Source organism: Candidatus Manganitrophaceae bacterium (assembly GCA_012960925.1).
Lineage (GTDB): Bacteria > Nitrospirota > Nitrospiria > SBBL01 > JAADHI01 > DUAG01.
Genome location: DUAG01000049.1, coordinates 25332 through 44199, shown reverse-complemented (window position 1 = coordinate 44199; position 18868 = coordinate 25332). Strand labels below are relative to the sequence as shown.

The following is an 18868-nucleotide window of genomic DNA, read 5'->3' as shown; positions in this document are numbered from 1 at the left end:
TTTACTTTATCCCCAATGTTCTATTCGTCGCTTCCGCTTCAACTTTCTTAAAATAAACCAGAAACTCCGCATTCCCTTTTTGACCCAGTATAGGAGAGGGAGTCGTTCCGACAACTTCCAGACCCCAAGCGTCCGCTTTGCCGCAGATCCGAGCCAGAACCTCTTGGTGTTTCTCAGCACTCCTGACGATGCCGCCTTTTCCAACTTCTCCTTTTCCAACCTCGAATTGCGGTTTAACCAGGGGAATCAGTACCGCATCCACATGCAATAAAGGGAGGATGCAGGGGATTACCTTTTCAAGAGAAATAAAGGATACATCCACGGTCGCCAGATCAATCGGGGCCGGAATCAAGGCTGCCGGCAGGCTCCGAATATTCTGCCGTTCGATAACGACCACGCGCGGGTCCTGACGGAGCTGCCATGCAAGTTGGCCATAACCGACATCAATCGCGTAGACCTTTTCTGCCCCCCTCTGAAGGAGACAATCAGTGAATCCCCCCGTGGAAGCACCCACATCAATCGCCACCTTTCCGGCAACATCAACACAGAAGGTCTTAAGGGCCCATTCCAACTTGCAACCGCCCCGACTGACATAAGGGAAGGCCTTTTTTTTAACGACAATCTCCGCTTCGATCCGAACACGGAGACCGACCTTATCTGCCTTTTCCCCGTCTACGATTACCGCGCCGGAGAGGATGAGCGCCTTTGCCCTTTCACGGCTTTCTGCAAGGCCACGTGAATGAAGGAGGATGTCCAGCCGCTCCTTCACTGATTTGTAACGATTCAGCACATCCCTTATTCTCGAACAGCTGTTTTATCGGATCGGAGACCGCTTTCCGACACGGATTCTCCGGTCAGGGTCTTCATCGGACCTCTGACAAAATTAAGTGCCAGGCTAGAAATACTTTCAGGGTCCAAGCCATTATTTTTATGAAGGATTTTTTGCGCGCCGTGCTCAATGAATTGGTCCGGAAGCCCGATCCGTTTGATATCAACCTGCGGCGCTCCTTTCTCGACCTTCGCGGCCTCAAGAGAAGAAAGCACGGCCTCGCCAAATCCACCCGCCAGTACCTGTTCTTCCAGCGTAATCAACTTGGAACAACGATTTGCAACCGTAACGAGCAACTCGTGGTCAATCGGCTTGATGAACCGGGCATTCACAACCCCGGCAACAATCCCTTCCCGCTCCAGGATGCCTGCGGCTTCTAGTGCGGGATAAACCATATTCCCGATCGCAACCAGAGCAACATCCCATTTCTCCACCAGGTCTCCTCTCAGTATCTCTCCCTTCCCTATCGGAAGGACCATCATTCTCTCGTCGAGCGGAACACCGATTCCTTCTCCTCTTGGATATCGGATGGCCACCGGACCCTGATGCTTCAGAGCGGTCGTCAACATGTGTTGGAGTTCATTCTCATCCTTGGGAGCCATGAGGGTCATATTCGGGATCCCTCTCAGATAGGAGATATCGAAGACCCCGTTGTGTGTCGGGCCGTCTGCCCCAACCAGTCCGGCGCGGTCGAGGCAAAAAACAACTGGCAGATTCTGCAGGGAAACGTCGTGGACAATCTGGTCAAAAGCCCGCTGTAAAAAGGTTGAATAGATGGCGACCACCGGACGAAGCCCGTCGGCCGCCATGCCGCCAGCCATCGTCACCGCATGTTGCTCCGAGATACCGACATCATAAAAACGGTCTGGAAACTCTTTCGAAAACGCCGTCAGGCCTGTCCCCGCGGGCATAGCAGCCGTGATTGCGACAATTTCCGCATTCTCCCTGGCCAGTCGGATCAGGGAACGGGAAAAGATACTTGTATAGGAAGGAATGCTCCCCTTCTTTTTCGTGACCCCTGTCGATAAATCAAATGAAGGGGTTCCATGAAACGCCGCCGGGTCCGCTTCCGCCGGACGATAGCCTTTTCCCTTTTTTGTGATGACATGGATCAGCAGGGGGCCGTCCAGTTGCTTGATGTTGTCAAATGTCGTTAAGAGATGATCCAGGCGGTGCCCGTCAATCGGCCCGACATATCGAAATCCGAGTTCCTCAAAAAGGTGTCCGGGAACGATCATCCCCTTGACCGATTCCTCGGCACGTTTGGCCGCCCTTAGCATCGGCTCGCCGATCTTCGGTATATTTTTCAGAAGGGTTGCCGTTTCACTCTTGACCTTTGTGTAGAGCGGCCCCGTGATAATTCGATTCAAATAAGCGGAAAAGGCACCGACGTTCGCAGAAATCGACATCTCATTGTCGTTCAGGACGACAATGAGATTCCGCTTCAGGGCCCCGGCATGATTGAGCGCTTCATAGGCCATTCCGGCAGTCATAGAACCGTCTCCGATGATGGCGATCACATGGTATTTTTCTCCATGATGATCCCGTGCCTCGACCATCCCGAGTGCGGCGGAAATAGAGGTTCCCGCATGTCCGGCACCGAAGGTGTCATAGGGACTTTCCGCTCGTGAAAGAAAACCGCTGATACCCTGATACTGTCGTAATGTCGAAAACTGCTCCCGCCTTCCGGTCAACAACTTGTGCGGATAAGCCTGGTGCCCCACATCCCAGACAAGCCGGTCCTGAGGTGCATCAAAACAGGTATGTAATGCAATGCAAAGCTCAACCGCCCCAAGGCTTGCCCCAAGATGCCCTCCCTTTTCAGAAATAACCTGAAGGATTTCATCACGGATCTCCTGTGCCAATTGAGGAAGATCCTCCCTTGGAATCTTCTTCAAATCACTCGGCGCGTCTATTTTATCTAATAACCGCAAAACATTTTCCCCAAGAAAATTTATACTTCATACTTTGTAACGACTCAGATCGCCCAGATTTTTCTTCAGGGCAAGACACGAGGAGCGCAGAACCGCAACGTATGGTTCATACGTGAGGACTCGAGCACCACAGCAACACCGCCCTGAAGGAAAAGGTGGATGAGCTGAGTCGATACGTTTTATTTTTTTCGATCCACCATATATGCTGCAATCTGACGCAAGGGGCCCGCCTCCGGGCCAAACCCTTCCAAGGCCGCCACGGCATCCTGAATATGTATGTTTGCCTCTTTTTTTGAACGCTCCAGACCCAGAAATCCGGGATAGGTCCATTTTTCTTTTGACTGATCCTGACCGACTGATTTCCCCATCAAGGCTTCATCTCCCTCCACATCAAGAATATCGTCTGCAATCTGAAAGGCCAGGCCTGCCTTCTCTCCAAACCGGGTCAAGGCGGTTAGTTTTTTAGGGCCAGCGCTCCCCAAAATCCCCCCGATCCGGATAGAGGCCCGGAATAATGCTCCCGTTTTAAGCGAGTGAATTTTTGCCAGCTTTTCCAGGTTGATCTCCTCCCCACCCTGGGACTCAATATCAAGCAACTGTCCTCCCACCATTCCCGTGCTTCCACATGCCGCACCCAATTCAAGGATGACGGATAATACCCGCCTTGGGGAGAGCGACCCGGCCAGACCTTTTTCGGCCAGCAGGGTAAAGGTCGAGGTCAAGAGCGCATCTCCCGCCAGGATTGCAGTGCTTTCACCAAACACCTTATGATTGGTCAGTTTTCCCCGCCGATAGGTATCGTTGTCCATGGCAGGGAGGTCGTCATGGACCAGAGAATAAGTATGCATCAATTCAATCGCAGCCGCAAAGGGGAGTGCTGTTTCAACATTTCCTCCCACGGCTTCGCAGGCCGCAATACAGAGAATCGGTCGAAGCCTCTTCCCCCCGGCAAACAAGGAATACCGGACCGCTTCATGGATCAGTGCAGGTTCACATGACGCCCTCGGCAAATACGATTGGAGGAGGCGATCGACCTCTTCCTTTCGCCTCGACAGATAGGCTTGAAGCGGATCCAGATTCGCAGGTCGGGCCCCATTCAAAGACTTATTCTCGGAGATCAGGACCTCAGGCACAATAGTAGAGGACGATACGCTGGGTGAAACTGCCCCATCCTTACTCATTAGGTCCTCTTTCCTCTGATGGATGACCTTCTACAAGACCAAAAGGGCGCAGGCCTTTTTTCCCCTTTTTGTCTTGAATAAGAACTTCCACCTTTTTTTCAGCCTCTTCAAGCACTTTGAGGCAATTTTTCGAAGACCGGATTCCGTCTTCAAAAATCTTGAGAGAATCTTCCAGGGGAAGATCCCCTTTTTCAAGCAACTTGACCGCCTCTTCCAGACGGGAGAGAGCCGTTTCAAATTTCAGATGCGCCACATGAGCTCCACAAGAAAAACGTAACTTCTGAGAGTATACAAGGACCCGACAAGAGGTCAAGTCCTTTTTAATTGGATGGTTTGGTCTTGGTGCAATGGGTAACGATCTGTGTAGTCCACTTGGATAAAGAACACAATGGCCGATCTGAAACCAAAATATCTTATTCTGAACGTCCATGCAGGATGTTTTTAGAGGAATGCGCCGAAAGCGCACCGGCTTTATGTTTTTTACTGTGACCCTGCCGGGCAAACGAGGTCGTTACGATGTGAATCGAAAATAGAGACCCGTTTGTCTATGACTTGAGCCGAATATTTCCACTATTTAACAAAATGCATTTTAAAAGTGGCCTATTTTCCATCGACGCAGTTGATTCTTCATTCCTCCGACAGGCTCCTAAACCTTCAAGACCGGCAGGTCAAAAGTGAAAACCGCTCCCTCATTTTTTTTGTTCTTGACCGTAACATTACCACCGTGTAATTCAAGAATTCTTTTTACAATTGCCAAACCCAGTCCCGCATGCGAACCGTCACTCTTGCGGCTCTTTTGCTTCCGGTAAAAGCGATCGAAAATATAAGGAAGATCCTCAGTATGGATACCCGATCCGGTGTCACTCACCTTGACAATAAGGCGCTTATTATCGGATGAGAAGGGTCCTTCCATTAAAGCCAGCTCAACGCGCCCACCCTCCGGGGTGTGCCTGAGCGCGTTCTCGATAAGGTTCTCCAAAACTCGTTGAATCATCCCGATGTCGCCAATGGCAAGGGGCATTTTCCGGCGATAATCGGACGCGATGTCGACCTTTTTTTTCTGAGCTGTAAGCTTAAATTTCTGGATGACATCCTGTATCAATTCTCCCATCGAAAATTCCGAGGGATCTAAAAGCTTTTGATAGGAGTCGAGCTTGGCCAGTTCGAATAGTTCTTCGATAAGCACCCCAAGTCGCTTACTGTGCCGTAAGGCAATCTGTAGATACTCCACCTTCTCCTTTTCACTCAAGGTCTCTTTTTTAATCAGCAAGGTTTCCAGATAACCGTTGAGTGAGGCAAGAGGCGTCCGTAAGTCATGCGAGACATTTGCCACCATTTCCCGCCGGAGCGCATCGGAACGGTTGAGCTCTTCCCACTGTTAATCGATGTGATCGGCCATCAGATTAAAATACCGACCCAGTTGGTCGATCTCATCTGACAGCATTTTTCCGAATCGGTAACGTGAGTTCAGATCCCGCTTGAACTGACCCTTTGTATAGTGAAGGATCACTTCTGAGAGCGTCTTCAATCTTTTGGTAAACAGTCCAAAAGTAAGCAAACCTGCAATCAGGGCAATAGAAAGACTGGTCACCAAGCCGATAACGCTGGTCCGGATCGCGTAACTCCCCTTGATCATTTCAACAACACTGTCGAATGCTTTGCCCCCGAGAATCACATAGAGAAATCCTTCGTTGAGGCCGTTTGCGGAAACCGGTGCGACTGAGAATATCTTCTTCCGGTGGGGATGCCTCGGGTCATCGCCGTAAAAAGGGAATTCCAAGGCCTGTCCCTGCGTTGAAAGGAAGGTTTGAATCGGATCCAGGTCCACCACATCTCTTTTGATCTTATCTTTTGCTGCGGAATAGGCCAGGATCTTTCCACGCTGATCAAGGAGATAGACCTCGATGTTTGGATTGATGACCATCAACATGTGAAAGATATTTTCCAGCGCAAGCCGATTGATCTCATTATCTTTCACCAACAAGGATTCTTTCGCGATATTGCCTGCAAGACGAAGATTGAGCTTTTGCGTGATTTCTTGATGATAGTTTTGGGCCGAGATGCGAACAAGATATAAAAAGAGCGCACCACTGAATGCAACAAAAAGAAAAAGCACACAGGCTAATTTGCTATAGAGCGTTCTGAAAAACATGGACCGCTTTCTTTTTATTTTTTCCATGGGACTTAAGGGATTTCTTCGTCCGAAAACTTATAACCGACTCCCCAGACGGTGAGGATATAACGCGGTTCGGAAGGGTCGCTCTCTATCTTCGATCGGAGTCGGTTGATATGAGAATTAACGGTATGTTCATAACCGTCATGCCCGTAACCCCACACCCTGTCGAGTAGTTGGGAACGATTATAAACATGTCCTGGATTTTTCATAAAAAACCAGAGCAGGTCAAATTCCTTTGCCGTGAGATCGATGAACTCTCCGTCGCGCTTGACCTGACGCTTCCTCTCGATCACCTCTATCCCGCCAGCATGAATCACCTTAGGTTCCTCATGAGAACTTTTCTTTTTGGCCATGTCGGTCCGCCGCAAAATGGCTTTAACCCGCGCAAGCAGTTCACGAACACTAAAAGGTTTCGTTAAATAGTCGTCTGCCCCCATCTCCAAACCCAGGATTCGGTCGAGTTCATTCGTCCTGGCCGTCAGCATTAAGATTGGAGTGTCATTCTCCTTGGCCTGGATGCGGCGGCAAATCTCTAAACCATCAACACCCGGAAGCATAAGGTCGAGAATCAAAAGGTCGAATGAATCTGCTTCCAGCAGGGCCAAACCCACCGTCCCGTCTTCAGCAATCTCGACTTCACAATCAGAATCGCGAAGGTGCAAGGCCACCAAGTTAGCAATATCTTCATCGTCTTCTATGACGAGAATTCTACGCATATTTCTTATTTTTTCCTTTCCATGCGACTCTCCCCTGAAACGCTGGAAGGCAGAAATCGTAATCGGATTCTAACTGAAGCGGCTATCCCCCGGAGAATGCCGGAGGACAAACAACACAACATTTTTACAGCCCAGAAACCCCACCCGAGCCACCTGTTCCCTGATTAGTTATAAACGGGGCATTCGGAATTCCAGGCGTACCGGGTGTGCCTCCATTACCCATCAATTCTATCAGCTCATCATTGGCCTCTGTACCGGCATTATAGGCATTTAAAAAGTATGTATAGGCCCCCGATGCGACGGGGATATCTATTGCATCCAGGCCCAAAAAGGCATCGTTGGTCGGCAATAACATAGAGACCACGGATAATTTTGTATTTCCTGTAGCGGCATCTGCATTCAAATTTACCGTGACACTTGAACCCGCCAACAAGGGTGCTGCTGAATCGGTGTAGGTCGCGGTAATCGTATCCAGATCTGCCTTCAGATCAGTTAAGTCACCCCCTTCAGCCATTTTTTGGAGACCCAGGCTGGCGGTTACGCCAACATCATATAGGTTTCCTGTTGAATCATGCGCCGACACAAGTATGGGAGTAAATGCCATTCCATGAGTAAGGTTTGTGATGGTTACGGACAAGTCCTGAGCACTCACTTGCGCAGAACTTAATGATGCAGCAATGAGAACTGCAGTCGCTAATCGTTTCATATGAACCTCCATGTTTAAAGTTGAATAACCCTACAAAAATAGGGGGTTAAAATCACAGAGTTATCACGAATTTATAATATTTCAGTAACAGACCGGAAAATAAAGAAGTAGAAGATTGAACCTCCCCTGAAAATTTGGACACTCAGTTAAGTCGGTATTATGGGACTAAAGAAACCGCCAGAGGGGAAAGATAAGCGTTCAAAACAGGAGAAAATATGACGCTGAATTTAAGAGAGATGCAGTTCGGAATCGAGAAAAACCAAGGCAGACAGTTTCGGAGATAACCGAGGATTGGGGATAAGTGGAGATCTGATCTATCGTTGGCGAAACAGGCCTTTTTTAGCGGGTCAAGAGGAGAACCATCGGAGAAGACAAAACATTCTTACTTATCCCCCTCCCACACGATCAGGATTTTGGAGAGAAATTCTCAGAGACACGAAAAAGGGCGGTTCGCCACTGATCAAGAGTAAGAGTTCAAGTTCTCTGCCGAGGATCGCTCCAGTTTATCTTTACGTTTCCTCACCAATAAGATGGATCAGCACCGTCCTGAGATGTCCGTCCGTACGATGCTCATAAAGGAAGATCCCTTGCCAGGTGCCGAGGGCCGGCCGACCGCTTCGGACGGGGATGGACAGCGATGTCGCTGTAAGCGCCGCGCGGATATGCGCGGGCATGTCATCCGGCCCTTCCGTTGTGTGACGGAATAGGGGATCCCCCTGAGGGACCAGACGGTCGAAGAATCGCTCCATATCCAGAAGCACCTCCGGGTCATAATTTTCCTGGATCAACAACGAGGCCGAGGTATGCTGGATATACAAGGTCAAAAGGCCACATTGAATAGGGTCCGATTTCATCCAAGAGTCAATCTTTTCGGTCAGATCATAGAGCTTCCGTCCGGAGGTCTGTATCGTAATCTCGCCGGCGATCTGTCTCATGACGCATCCTCAACTTCCTTCCCCTTTTCGACGACGGTACACGTCACCCTACCCTGATGAAGCGTCAGTCGAAGACGATCGCCCCGATGGACCTCTGTGGCATCCCGGATAATCTTCAGAGAGGGAAGTTTTTGGGTAATGCTGTAGCCCCGGCTCAATATGTTCAAGGGGCTTAAGAGATGCAGTTGCTCCATCTGAGCCAGGAGCGTGCTTCGCCCCTGATCAATGAATCCTCTCCCCTCTTTTAACAGTTGCCCGTTTAACTGATTAAGCCGTTGTCGCTTTTCCTGAAGGCGGTAAATCGGGTTCAAATGAAAAAGTCCCTGGTGGCTCCGAATCAGGCTCCCGCGGTGGATCTCCAATGCCCGCGCCATGGACTGCTGAAGGCGGATGACCAATTGGCTCAGTCGGTCTCGGGCATGACCGATCCTTCGGGAGGGATCGCTGAGGAGCCGTAAGGCAATTTCGCGCTTGTTTTTCGCATCCTCAATTCTCGTCCGGATCAAGGCGACCAAGTCCTGTTCCAGAAGTACAAACTTCTCCAGGGTCAGGCGAACACGCCGGGCCACTTCTTCCGCGGCAATCGATGGGGTGGGGACGCGAAGGTCTGAAACATAATCAGAGATCGTCGTATCGGTTTCGTGGCCAATGGCCGTCATCACCGGGAGCACAGACCGGAAGATCGCACGCGCCACATCCTCTTCATTAAACACGGCAAGATCTTCAAGCGATCCCCCACCCCGTGTAAGAATCAGTAGCTCAGGCTGTTGCGAGGCCGGAAGGCCGTTCACGGCATCCAGTGTTTCCACAATTTCCCCGGCCGCCCCCTCTCCCTGAACGGGAACAGGATAAACGGTGATTTGAATCGGAAGCTTCGCCTCCTGAAAAACCCGAAGGATGTCCCGGAGGACCGCCCCCGTGGCTGAGGTCAGAAGACCGATCCGGAGGGGGAATTGCGGGATTGTTTTTTTTCGCTCGACGTCAAAAAGGCCTTCCCGGCGAAGAGCCTCTTTCAAGGCCTCAAAGGCGGCCTGGAGGGCGCCGCTTCCCCTCGGCTCGATATAGTCAACAATAAGCTGGTAGTCGCCCCGCGCCTCGTAGAAGGTAAGGTGACCCCGGATCAGGACTGATTTTCCCTCTTTTGGGGTAAATTTAAGAAAACGCCCCTGCGCCCGGAAAATGATCGTCCTGATCTGCGCGGAAGCGTCTTTCAAAACAAAATAAAGATGGCCGGAGGCCGGCAACCTCAAATCAACCACCTCCCCTTCGACCCAGACATTGGAAAATGTCTGCTCTGCCGCCACCCGAATACGGGTGGTCAGTTCGTGAACTTTAAGGATTTTTTGACCCGGCCGGTCTGTCTGAAACATTTAATCTTCTCTATAATATGAAGGCTCTTCTTCTACGGACACATCACATCTCTACTGGCGCGCCTTATCTCTCTCCCGCCAACGCCGAAGCCGCTCGGCAATGTCTTTTTCTTTTCCCTGATTTGACGGTGTGTAGAAAACCTTCTTCTCCGGCAGATATTTTTGAGGGGTGTAATGGTCTGGAAAATCATGCGGATAGAGGTAGCCCGTACCTCTCCCCAGCTGTTTCGCCCCGGAATAGTGGGCGTCTTTAAGCGCCGCGGGAACCGCCATCACGCGGCCCGACGAGATCTCACTGAGGGCCAAGTCTATCGCAAGATAAGAGGCATTGCTCTTTGGCGCTGTAGCAATATAGATCGTCGCTTCCGCCAGGGGGATTCTCCCCTCCGGCATTCCAATGGCCTCCAGGGCATGAAACGCCGAAACAGACACGCGAAGGGCTTCAGGGTCCGCATTTCCCACATCCTCGGCGGCACAGATCATCAGACGGCGAGCGATGAAAAGGGGATCTTCCCCCGCATAGATCATTTTTGCGAGCCAGTACACCGCCGCATCCGGATCTGAACCTCGCATGCTCTTGATAAAGGCTGAAATCGTGTCATAGTGGCTCTCTTGATCCTCATAAACCAGCCCCTTCTTTTGAATCGATTCTTCTGCGACGGACAGATCAAAATAGATCACTCCCTCCACATCGGGGGGCGTCGTCGTCACGCCGATTTCAAAGGCATTGAGAAGCCGCCGGGCATCTCCTTCGGTCATCTGAATGAGATGACGCTCGGCCTCTTTTGAAAGGCGGATCTTTAATTTTCCAAAACCGCGCTCCGGGTCACGGATCGCCCGGTCAATCAGGCCTTGAAGGGCTTCATCCGGCAGCGGTTTGAGTTCCACAATTTGTGACCGTGACGCTAGAGCGGGAATAATCGAAAAGAAGGGATTTTGTGTTGAAGCCCCGACAAGGGTAATGTTACCTTTTTCAACATCAGGGAGGAGGGCCGACTGCTGAACCTTGTTGAAACGATGGATTTCATCAATCAGCAACAGGGTTTTTCGGCCTGTGGCGGTCTTTTCCTTTCGTGCCGCGGCAACGACCCGACGAATATCGGCGATGCCAGAGGTGACGGCGTTTAAATCAGAGAAAACCGCCTCGCTATATCTTGCGATCAGGTAGGCCAGGCCTGTCTTACCACAGCCCGGCGGGCCAAAGAGGATGAGGGAGGAGACCCGGTCCGCCGCAATAGCGCGACGGAGAAACTTTCCCGGGGCCATAAGATGTTCCTGTCCGACAAACTCCGAGAAGTCGCGTGGTCGTAAACGCCAAGCCAGAGGGGAAGCTGCGTCAAGAGGTAAAATCATAGGAAGCTCTGATTAAGTCTGGGTTGAATTCTTCGGAAGATAAAAGGTTTCTATTTAAGGCGCAAATCGTAGGGAATAGCTTGCTATTGTCAAGACTTGAAACGCAAAAGAGGGACATTTTTGCCCTGAAAAAACAATTCATGACTTATTCAGAGGTTCCGACAATGACCTCTCGGATTAAGATCCATTAATAGACTGTCATATCGACCAATTTGTAGATATTTTAAGGAACTGCACCCCTATGAATGATTCAAGGGTGAAGGCCAGAGCAGTCTTGCTCCGGCTTAGACAGGGAGTCAAACAGGCAGAGAAAATAAAGCGACAGAAAGGCCCCCGCATTGCCGTAAGGGCGATCAGCTCAAACCTGTTTGATTAGGTGGGCACCAAGATGAAGACGTCAGGCTTTTCCACTTGGGGCGGAACGTGCACACAGTCTTCTTGGACTCGGCTCCCTTGCTGTCGATGTTAGGCTTGACGACTAACCACTTACGCACAATGCAGGGACACCCTTTCGTCTGTAAAGATCCTATCAAAGTTGAAATGAAATTTCAAGAAGAAGACGGACCCTCTAACTTAAACGCGTCAAACTGTTCTTCAATACTCTCAATAAGGTCTCTTGTCTTTCCCCCGATCACGGCGGCGCGCTCTTTCTGGTCCGATCTCAACTGAAAGAGTTCATGCGTAATGTTGATCGAGGTGAGAATAGCCAGCTTTGAAAGCAGATTATCCGGTGTATGCGCCGCAATCTCTCCCATCTTCTCGTCGACATAGGAAGCCAGCGCTTTAACATATTCCTCATCAGCATCTCCCCTTAAGGTATACTTATTCCCAAATATTTCGACTTGAAGTTTATTCCCCAATCAACGCTTCCTCATCCGGAGTGCAGACTTCTTTTTCAAGATGGTCGAGTTTACCCAAAAGGGCCTCTATTCGGAGACGAACCTTGCCGCGCTCCTCATGGAGGGCCTGGAATTCTTTTTCGCGCTGATCCAGCCTTGTTTCCAGTTGCGCCTTCTCACTTTTCAGCCGCCGAACAAACCCAACCATCTCTTGAATACGCGACTCCAGGATCTCTAACTGTTCTAATTCCATCGCACCCTCAATTCAATGTTTTCTCGAACTTACGCCTTCACTTTTTTTTTGTCAACAGGATCTTGCAATCCAGTATTTTGTAATGCCAAGGTCCGCAATCGCGGAATTTGGGATTTGAACTGAATCGTACCCCTATGCTACTAATACTAACCTGAGCTAATTCAGAACTTTGAATAAATCACCTACTCATAAAAAGGAGACCTTATGCCGAAACCCAAGTACCACATCCTTGTCTGTACGACCAGCCGACCCGCCGGAAATCCCCGTGGGTCCTGCGGCGAAAAAGGAAGTCAGGAGATCATTCCTGCGATTTATGACGAGATGGGAAAAAGGGAACTCTTTGGGCAGGTCCTTGTCACAGAATCGACCTGTCTGGGACCCTGCCCGATGGGACCGACCGTGGTGGTCTATCCGGATGCGGTCTGGTATCGCGGCGTGAAGCCCTCTGACATCGCAGAAATTATGGAAGAACACATCACACAAGGACGACCGGTCGAACGTCTGATGGTAACGGATGAGATGTGGGGATAGACATTTGTTCGTGAGGGGCTTCGGTCTCCAATGGAATGACAACTTTTTACGAGTCTGTCAATCACGCCTTACGAAAAAATGCCTGAATCTCCTCCACGACGGCTTCCTGCATTTTCGGAGTGAGTTCCGGATAGATCGGGAGAGCGAGTGTTTCATTCGCAGCCCGCTCCGCCTCTGGAAAATCTCCCTCCTTGTAGCCAAGAAACTGAAAACACCCTTGAAGGTGAAAAGGAATGGGATAGTAAACCTCTGTGGTGATCTCTTTTTCTCTGAGATATTCCCGCAGTCGGTCCCGCTGCGGGACACGGATCACAAACTGATTGTAGATGTGGTAATGCATGACACCCTTCGCTTCATAGACCGTCTCAGGAAGGGAGAGCCCCTTTTCCTCTATCAGACGGCTTTTATCGAAGAGCGTGGCATACCGTAAGGCATTCTCCTGACGTTGAGCGGTCCAACGGTCCAGGTAGTTCAACTTGACATTGATAACAGCAGCCTGAATGGAATCGATGCGGAAGTTTCCGCCGATGATATTATGGACATACTTGGGTTTCCCGCCATGTACCCGGAGGATTCTCACCTTCTCGGCAAGCTCGGGGTCCCGCATGACAACCATCCCAGCGTCTCCCAGGGCACCCAGATTCTTGCTTGGAAAAAAAGAGAAGCACCCGAAGTCTCCCAGACTTCCGGCGCGCCTGCCGTCATGGTACTCGGCGCCAATTGCCTGCGCGGCGTCTTCGATAACCATTAAATGATGCGCTTCGGCAATCTTAAGGATAGGCGTCATATCCGCAACCTGACCATAGAGATGCACTGGAATGATTGCCTTTGTCTTGGACGTCACCACAGGCTCAATCTTCTCCGGATTAATATTATAGGTCACCGGGTCGATGTCGACAAAAACAGGGAGCGCGCCCAGACGAACAATCGCCCCTGCTGTCGCGATGAAGGAATAAGGCGTGGTGATGACCTCATCTCCCGGCCCAACGCCGGCCGCCATCAGAGAGATGAGGAGGGCGTCTGTCCCGGAGGCCACACCCACGGCATGCCCGGTCTGGCAGTAGGTCGCGATCTGTTCCTCCAGCCTCTTGACTGCGGGACCCAGGATAAAGGCCTGACTCTGAAAAACAGCATCAATCGCGGCCAGCAGTTCTTTCCGGATCGGTTCATGGTGGGCCTTCAAGTCGAGAAGCGAAACCTTCATTCCTTACCTCCTGGTTCAAAATAAAGCAGCAACGACAATTATGATATCGGACACATCTATATTACATCGGCCATGTCGGAGTCAAGAAATCGCTCCCTTAATTGCATTTCTCGATCCCGGTGTTCAGTTCTTGATCGCTGGACCGGTCGGGAGAGAATGCACCGGATAGGTATCAAACTCAGGGAAGCGGCTTCCGGTGATGAAAGTAAGATGGTTTCTGAAGAGCGTTTCGATCTCTTTTCTCATGACGGGAGAGGGCTTCAGTCTATGGGAACGTGAGTAGTCCATCCGCTGAGAGGCTTCAAGAAAAGCGAGCGTCCCCTGAGAAATAAAGACAAGCGCTCCAATTCCCTTCGCGCAGTTCGCACAGACGGCTCCTCCGAAAGATGCGGAAAAATAGAGCCCCACCTTGGGCTTCGTTCCCGAACGGAAAGAAGAGATCGGTGATTTATGGCATTTCAAACAGGGGTCCCAGCGGGGCTGGTAGCCACTGTAGGCGATCAGCCGAACAACAAAGAGAAAGACAGAAAGTTGCGGGTCCGTCCCCTTCTCCAGAAAGGTGAGTCCATTGAGTAAAAGCGGAAAAATTGCTTCGCTCGGATGCCCATCGGGGGTCATTTTTTGAACAAGATGCGCCATCAGAAAGGCGGAATGAATTCCTCCCCAGTCTTCCCTCAATTCTTGAAAAGAGTGGACAATGTCAGATTGATTGATTCGGGCAAGCTTGTCTCCACCCTTTTCAAAGACCTGAAGCCTGCAATGTGTAAACGGCTCCAGGGAAGCGCCAAACCGGCTCTTCATCCGGCGCGCGCCTTTCGCAACACCCTTGAGTTTGCCCCGCTTGTCCGTATAGAAAGTGACCAGCTTATCGGCCTCACCGAGCTTGATACTACCCAGGACAATCGCCTCGGTTGAAAGAAGAGACATATGTTGCTAGACCTCGTTCACCACCCTCTCGGGTCAAATAAAATCCTTGCATCTATAAAACAGGAAACCGTCAAGTCGCCTGAAAGACAAGGCCAGAGGTCTTTTTGGCAACCGAGGCGTACTCCTTCGTACGTTGAGGTGCCAAAAAGACCGATAACGCAGTATGGCAGGTGGATCGGCGGTTCCTTCTACCTTGCCACAATCTTAAGGATCTCTCCGCTGTAATCCACCACATAAAGTTCGTGTTGTTCATCTTCGCCAAAGGCGCTAATCCTGCGATCCGTCTCAAGGAGGAGCCTGTGCTCGGTAACACGGCGACCGTTATGCCGTAGCATCCATATCCGTCCGTTGCCGAAATCCCCGTAAATGTAGGCACCGACGAGGGACGGGAGCATGCTCCCGCGGTAGACCCTGCCCCCGATGACCACAACTCCCTCACGTCGCGGATAGTCGAGGAGGGGGCGCGCCAGCCCGCGTTGATCGCAGCGGGGATTGACGCCCGGGGTGCAGAGATTCCCTTCCATGATGTTCCACCCATAGTTCCCCCCCTTCCGGATCAGGTTGATCTCCTCGCGAGCGCTCTGGCCAACATCTCCAGCCAAAAGATCCCCGGTCACCGAATCAAAAGAGAATCGCCAGGGGTTCCGAAGGCCCGTGGCCCAGATCTCCGGCGCGGCGTTCCGGCTCCGGGCAAAGGGATTGTCGGCCGGGATGGTGTACGCCTTTCCGCCTTTGCCTGGATCAACCCCGATTCTAAGCATCTTCCCCAACCGCGTTTTCAGGCTCTGCCCGTTCCCCTGAGGATCGTTCCCCGCGCCGCCGTCTCCCATTCCAATGTAAAGATAGCCATCCGGTCCGAAAGCAATCTCTCCACCATTGTGATTTGAGAAGGGCTGCGGGATGGTCATCAGAATCCGTTCACTCGTCGGATCGGCCAAGTCTGGAGAATTGCCAACACTAAATTCAGAGATCACCGTATGAAGGCGGCCCCTTAAGGCCGTATAATTTACAAAAAAGCGCTGATTCTTACGAAATTCTGGGTGAAACGCCAGGCCGAGAAGTCCCTTCTCCCCTCCGGCAGTCACACGTCTGCGAATATCAAGGAAGGGTTTCTTTTCCAGTCGCCCCTTCTTCAGAACCCAGATCATCCCCCGCTGTTCGACAACGAAGAGTCGACCGCTCCTATCTCCCGCATGAAAAAGGCCGGTCGGACGTGCCAAGCCGCTCACAACCGACTCCAAGCTGATTCGGGAGTGTGCAGGAGCCGCTTGCGCTTCGAAACCGGGAAGAACAAGAACACAGGCCGTTAGTAAGATAAAAAGAGAAAACCCCATCAGTAAAAAACAACGTCCGGATTGCCGCGCCACCATTCCCTCCCGAAACCGATACTTCGCCAATTCTCCGACAGACTAGGAGATCATGATCCACCTTGTCAACAATCTCCTCCAAAGCCCAAACCGAAATTGCTGAATTCCCCAGGATCGGCGATTGGATCCTGGGGAAAACCGCATAAGCCTGCTGAAAGGCAAGGCCAGAGGCCATAAGGGTGATCGAGGCGTACTTACCTGTACGGTGAGGAACCCCTTGGTCGATCACGCAGACATTGGGAAGAAACCTTGCTCCCCAAAATACGAGGTTTCTTCAACCCAGAAGGAAAAAGTTATTTATTCTTATTCGCTCGCCAAACCCCTGGTAGGTCGAGGCCCACACTTGCTATGTGTGCCAGGAGAATCGGCGGTTTCTAATTCCATAATCTCGGAATTAAGAAGTTAGAAAGAACTTGACAAGTTGAAAGAAATTTCATTAATATTGCGTTTTTCGATTTGAAAATAAGTCTCATTACTCAGCGAATGGAAACTGTGACATAAAGGAAGATCACGTGACCAAAGAAGAAGAAATTCTTCAGGCCCACATTACATCCCATCGCCTCAAGGTGACCAAGGAGCGTAAGGCGATCCTCCATGTCTTCATGGGAACCGAACGGCATGTGACCGCTGAAGAGTTACACCGGGAGATGAAGAACACAGGCTCCTCCATCGGGCTGGCCACTATCTACCGGACCCTGAACCTCTTTTGTGCAAGCGGCCTGGCGGAACAGCGCCATTTCGGGGACGGACAGGCCCGTTACGAACTGACTTATAACGTGCATCACCATGATCACCTCGTCTGTAAACAGTGCCACCGTATTATTGAGTTCGAAAATCTCGAAATTGAACGATTGCAGGAGAAGGTCGCCAAAAAACATCATTTCACCATTTACAGCCATAAACTGGAACTTTACGGTACTTGTGAGGCCTGCACCAAGGAAAAATCGAAAGGTACACCCAAAAGCAAGACAGAGAGTAAAGTAAAAAGAAAAAAATAAGCAAAAATGTCAATTCGGCAATATACGCCTCGAAGCTCTCCTGATACCCGTGAAACTTCTGAATGGATACCATTTTCGAAAGGCGGCCCCCGGGTCGCCTTTCGTCCGTTAGGACAAAGGCACCCTGATAAAAAGAATGCACTTGACAGGCTGCAGGTGATTTTCCTAGTATGGCTTTCCTGATTATAATAATCACTTTCAGTACAAAGAGAATGGCAGGCTATTGAAATATGGTTTATTTAGTCGTAAAATCACTCTTCCCCGTAGTGAGGAACCCATAAAATCTTGATTCTAACCCCCCTTTGAGAGGAGATCCTAGAGAATGCTGAGAAAATGGCTTATCCCCTTCCTGATTCCATTCACACTGCTCGCTACGCAGTCCGGCTGGTCTCAGTCTCTGGAAACGAATGCGGTTCCAGATGTCCCCAGGCTCTCCTTACATGGCTATGGAGAACTCCACTTTCATGCGCCAAAGGGGACAAGCACCCCTGACCACGAAGCACCTGCCGAGATGGATGTCCATCGAATGGTCTGGGGGATCAGTTACAATGTCAATGACTGGATCATCCTTCACACCGAGGTCGACTTTGAACATGCTGCAAAAGAGTTGGAACTGGAGTTTATGTACATTGACTTCTTGATTAACCCCCTCATCAATTTCCGTATTGGTAGCCTGATCATGCCGGTGGGACCATTGAATGAATTCCATGAACCACCCCTCTTTTACAGTGTTGCACGGCCCTATGTCCAAAGACATATTATCCCGACCACCTGGCAGGAAGGGGGCATCGGAATCTTCGGGGCACCGTTCACGGGATTCAATTATCGCCTCTACATTGTCTCCTCACTGGATGCGAGAAGGTTTGACAGCACATCGGGTATCCGGGGGGGTCGCAGGAGCGCGTCCGAGGCCGAGTCTGAAGATCTTGCAATCGTTCTGCGAGGCGAATATACAGCCGTCCCCGGGGTCGACTTTGGACTCTCGTTTTACGACGGAGGTGCCGATGCATCAAAGAAGGTGGCTGGAAACGCCCGCGTCCAAATCCTTGAGTGGGATGTCCGAATCCGTATGGAGGGACTCGATCTCCAGTGGGTTTCTGTACTCATCGACATCGATGATGTCGCGGCGATTAATGCCGCGCATCTCGATCAGGATGGGAACTCTGTCGCTTTGGCCGGTTCAAATTCTGTCGGCTCGAAGCTATCCGGCACCACCCTCGAAGCGGCTTACCATCTGGCCTATATGATGAGAACCGAATGGGACCTCGTCCCCTTTGTCCGGTATGAGGCCTTCAATACACAGGATGAGGTCCCCGCAAACTTTTCCGCAAATCCGGCGAATGACCTGGAAATTCTGACATTCGGGGCCGCCTACTATCCCCACCCGCAAGTGGTCCTCAAGATCGATCGGGAATCCTGGAAAAACGGATTCGGCGATAGGGAAATCCGATACAACCTTGGCGCTGCTTATATGTTTTAGATCTCTGTTCCTGGGTACTCCATCGAAAGGCGGCCCTCCGGGTCGCCTTTTATGTTCAAGAGAGGACAT

The 18868-nt window shown here is 50.8% G+C and carries 19 protein-coding genes and 1 other RNA gene; 3 read left to right on the top strand and 17 right to left on the bottom strand.

Features of this window, described 5'->3' with window-relative positions; all coding sequences use genetic code 11:
* Nucleotide 1 precedes the first annotated feature (1 nt).
* From EYQ01_08280 to zapB, 14 genes are all read right to left on the bottom strand, one after another.
* Entirely contained in the window at nt 2–787 is a 786-nt protein-coding gene (locus EYQ01_08280; protein ID HIE65790.1) for a TlyA family RNA methyltransferase, read from the bottom strand.
* Nucleotides 788–795: 8 nt separating this feature from the next.
* Nucleotides 796–2787: a 1-deoxy-D-xylulose-5-phosphate synthase gene (gene dxs, locus EYQ01_08275; protein ID HIE65789.1), complete on the bottom strand. Its 1992-nt coding sequence runs from the start codon at nt 2785–2787 to the stop codon at nt 796–798.
* Between the two features lie 155 nt (nt 2788–2942).
* On the bottom strand, nt 2943–3839 hold the full coding sequence (locus tag EYQ01_08270; protein HIE65788.1) for a polyprenyl synthetase family protein: 897 nt from the start codon (nt 3837–3839) through the stop codon (nt 2943–2945).
* Nucleotides 3840–3936: 97 nt separating this feature from the next.
* Nucleotides 3937–4197 carry an exodeoxyribonuclease VII small subunit gene (xseB, locus tag EYQ01_08265; GenBank protein HIE65787.1) on the bottom strand — a complete coding sequence of 87 codons (261 nt, stop codon included), beginning with the start codon at nt 4195–4197 and terminating at the stop codon, nt 3937–3939.
* Nucleotides 4198–4590: 393 nt separating this feature from the next.
* Nucleotides 4591–5280 carry a HAMP domain-containing histidine kinase gene (locus EYQ01_08260; GenBank protein HIE65786.1) on the bottom strand — a complete coding sequence of 230 codons (690 nt, stop codon included), beginning with the start codon at nt 5278–5280 and terminating at the stop codon, nt 4591–4593.
* Nucleotides 5281–5322: 42 nt separating this feature from the next.
* Complete coding sequence (locus EYQ01_08255) at nt 5323–6123, bottom strand: HAMP domain-containing protein (GenBank protein HIE65785.1); 801 nt, start codon at nt 6121–6123, stop codon at nt 5323–5325.
* A 5-nt stretch (nt 6124–6128) separates the two neighbouring features.
* Nucleotides 6129–6836 (bottom strand): response regulator transcription factor, encoded by a 708-nt coding sequence (locus EYQ01_08250; GenBank protein ID HIE65784.1) that lies wholly within the window; start codon nt 6834–6836, stop codon nt 6129–6131.
* Between the two features lie 124 nt (nt 6837–6960).
* On the bottom strand, nt 6961–7554 hold the full coding sequence (locus EYQ01_08245; protein HIE65783.1) for a hypothetical protein: 594 nt from the start codon (nt 7552–7554) through the stop codon (nt 6961–6963).
* A gap of 497 nt (nt 7555–8051) precedes the next feature.
* The gene (locus EYQ01_08240) at nt 8052–8477 is read right to left on the bottom strand and encodes a YjbQ family protein (protein HIE65782.1); all 426 of its coding nucleotides are present in this window, start codon (nt 8475–8477) and stop codon (nt 8052–8054) included.
* The gene (gene xseA, locus EYQ01_08235; protein ID HIE65781.1) at nt 8474–9847 is read right to left on the bottom strand and encodes an exodeoxyribonuclease VII large subunit; all 1374 of its coding nucleotides are present in this window, start codon (nt 9845–9847) and stop codon (nt 8474–8476) included. Before xseA ends, EYQ01_08240 begins: the two co-directional genes overlap by 4 nt.
* Before the next feature lie 51 nt (nt 9848–9898).
* The gene (locus tag EYQ01_08230) at nt 9899–11200 is read right to left on the bottom strand and encodes a replication-associated recombination protein A (GenBank protein ID HIE65780.1); all 1302 of its coding nucleotides are present in this window, start codon (nt 11198–11200) and stop codon (nt 9899–9901) included.
* A gap of 326 nt (nt 11201–11526) precedes the next feature.
* Nucleotides 11527–11707, bottom strand: a non-coding RNA gene (gene ssrS, locus EYQ01_08225) — 6S RNA.
* 41 nt (nt 11708–11748) lie between these two features.
* Complete coding sequence (locus EYQ01_08220; protein ID HIE65779.1) at nt 11749–12060, bottom strand: cell division protein ZapA; 312 nt, start codon at nt 12058–12060, stop codon at nt 11749–11751.
* Entirely contained in the window at nt 12050–12292 is a 243-nt protein-coding gene (gene zapB, locus EYQ01_08215; protein ID HIE65778.1) for a cell division protein ZapB, read from the bottom strand. Before zapB ends, EYQ01_08220 begins: the two co-directional genes overlap by 11 nt.
* 204 nt (nt 12293–12496) lie before the next feature.
* Here zapB and EYQ01_08210 point away from each other — a divergent pair, with 204 nt between their 5' ends.
* Nucleotides 12497–12823 (top strand): (2Fe-2S) ferredoxin domain-containing protein, encoded by a 327-nt coding sequence (locus EYQ01_08210; protein ID HIE65777.1) that lies wholly within the window; start codon nt 12497–12499, stop codon nt 12821–12823.
* A gap of 61 nt (nt 12824–12884) precedes the next feature.
* Here EYQ01_08210 and EYQ01_08205 read toward each other — a convergent pair whose 3' ends face one another.
* The 3 genes from EYQ01_08205 to EYQ01_08195 all read right to left on the bottom strand — a co-directional run bounded on the left by EYQ01_08205 (nt 12885) and on the right by EYQ01_08195 (nt 16288).
* Nucleotides 12885–14027, bottom strand: coding sequence for a DegT/DnrJ/EryC1/StrS family aminotransferase (locus tag EYQ01_08205; protein HIE65776.1), 1143 nt, complete (start codon nt 14025–14027; stop codon nt 12885–12887).
* Nucleotides 14028–14150: 123 nt separating this feature from the next.
* A complete protein-coding gene (gene recO, locus EYQ01_08200) occupies nt 14151–14954 on the bottom strand; it encodes a DNA repair protein RecO (GenBank protein ID HIE65775.1) in 804 nt (267 codons plus the stop codon).
* Between the two features lie 188 nt (nt 14955–15142).
* Nucleotides 15143–16288 carry a glucose dehydrogenase gene (locus tag EYQ01_08195; protein HIE65774.1) on the bottom strand — a complete coding sequence of 382 codons (1146 nt, stop codon included), beginning with the start codon at nt 16286–16288 and terminating at the stop codon, nt 15143–15145.
* A gap of 635 nt (nt 16289–16923) precedes the next feature.
* Here EYQ01_08195 and EYQ01_08190 point away from each other — a divergent pair.
* Both EYQ01_08190 and EYQ01_08185 read left to right on the top strand, forming a co-directional pair.
* Nucleotides 16924–17319, top strand: coding sequence for a transcriptional repressor (locus EYQ01_08190; GenBank protein HIE65773.1), 396 nt, complete (start codon nt 16924–16926; stop codon nt 17317–17319).
* 322 nt (nt 17320–17641) lie between these two features.
* On the top strand, nt 17642–18799 hold the full coding sequence (locus tag EYQ01_08185) for a hypothetical protein (GenBank protein ID HIE65772.1): 1158 nt from the start codon (nt 17642–17644) through the stop codon (nt 18797–18799).
* The last annotated feature ends 69 nt before the right edge of the window (nt 18800–18868 follow it).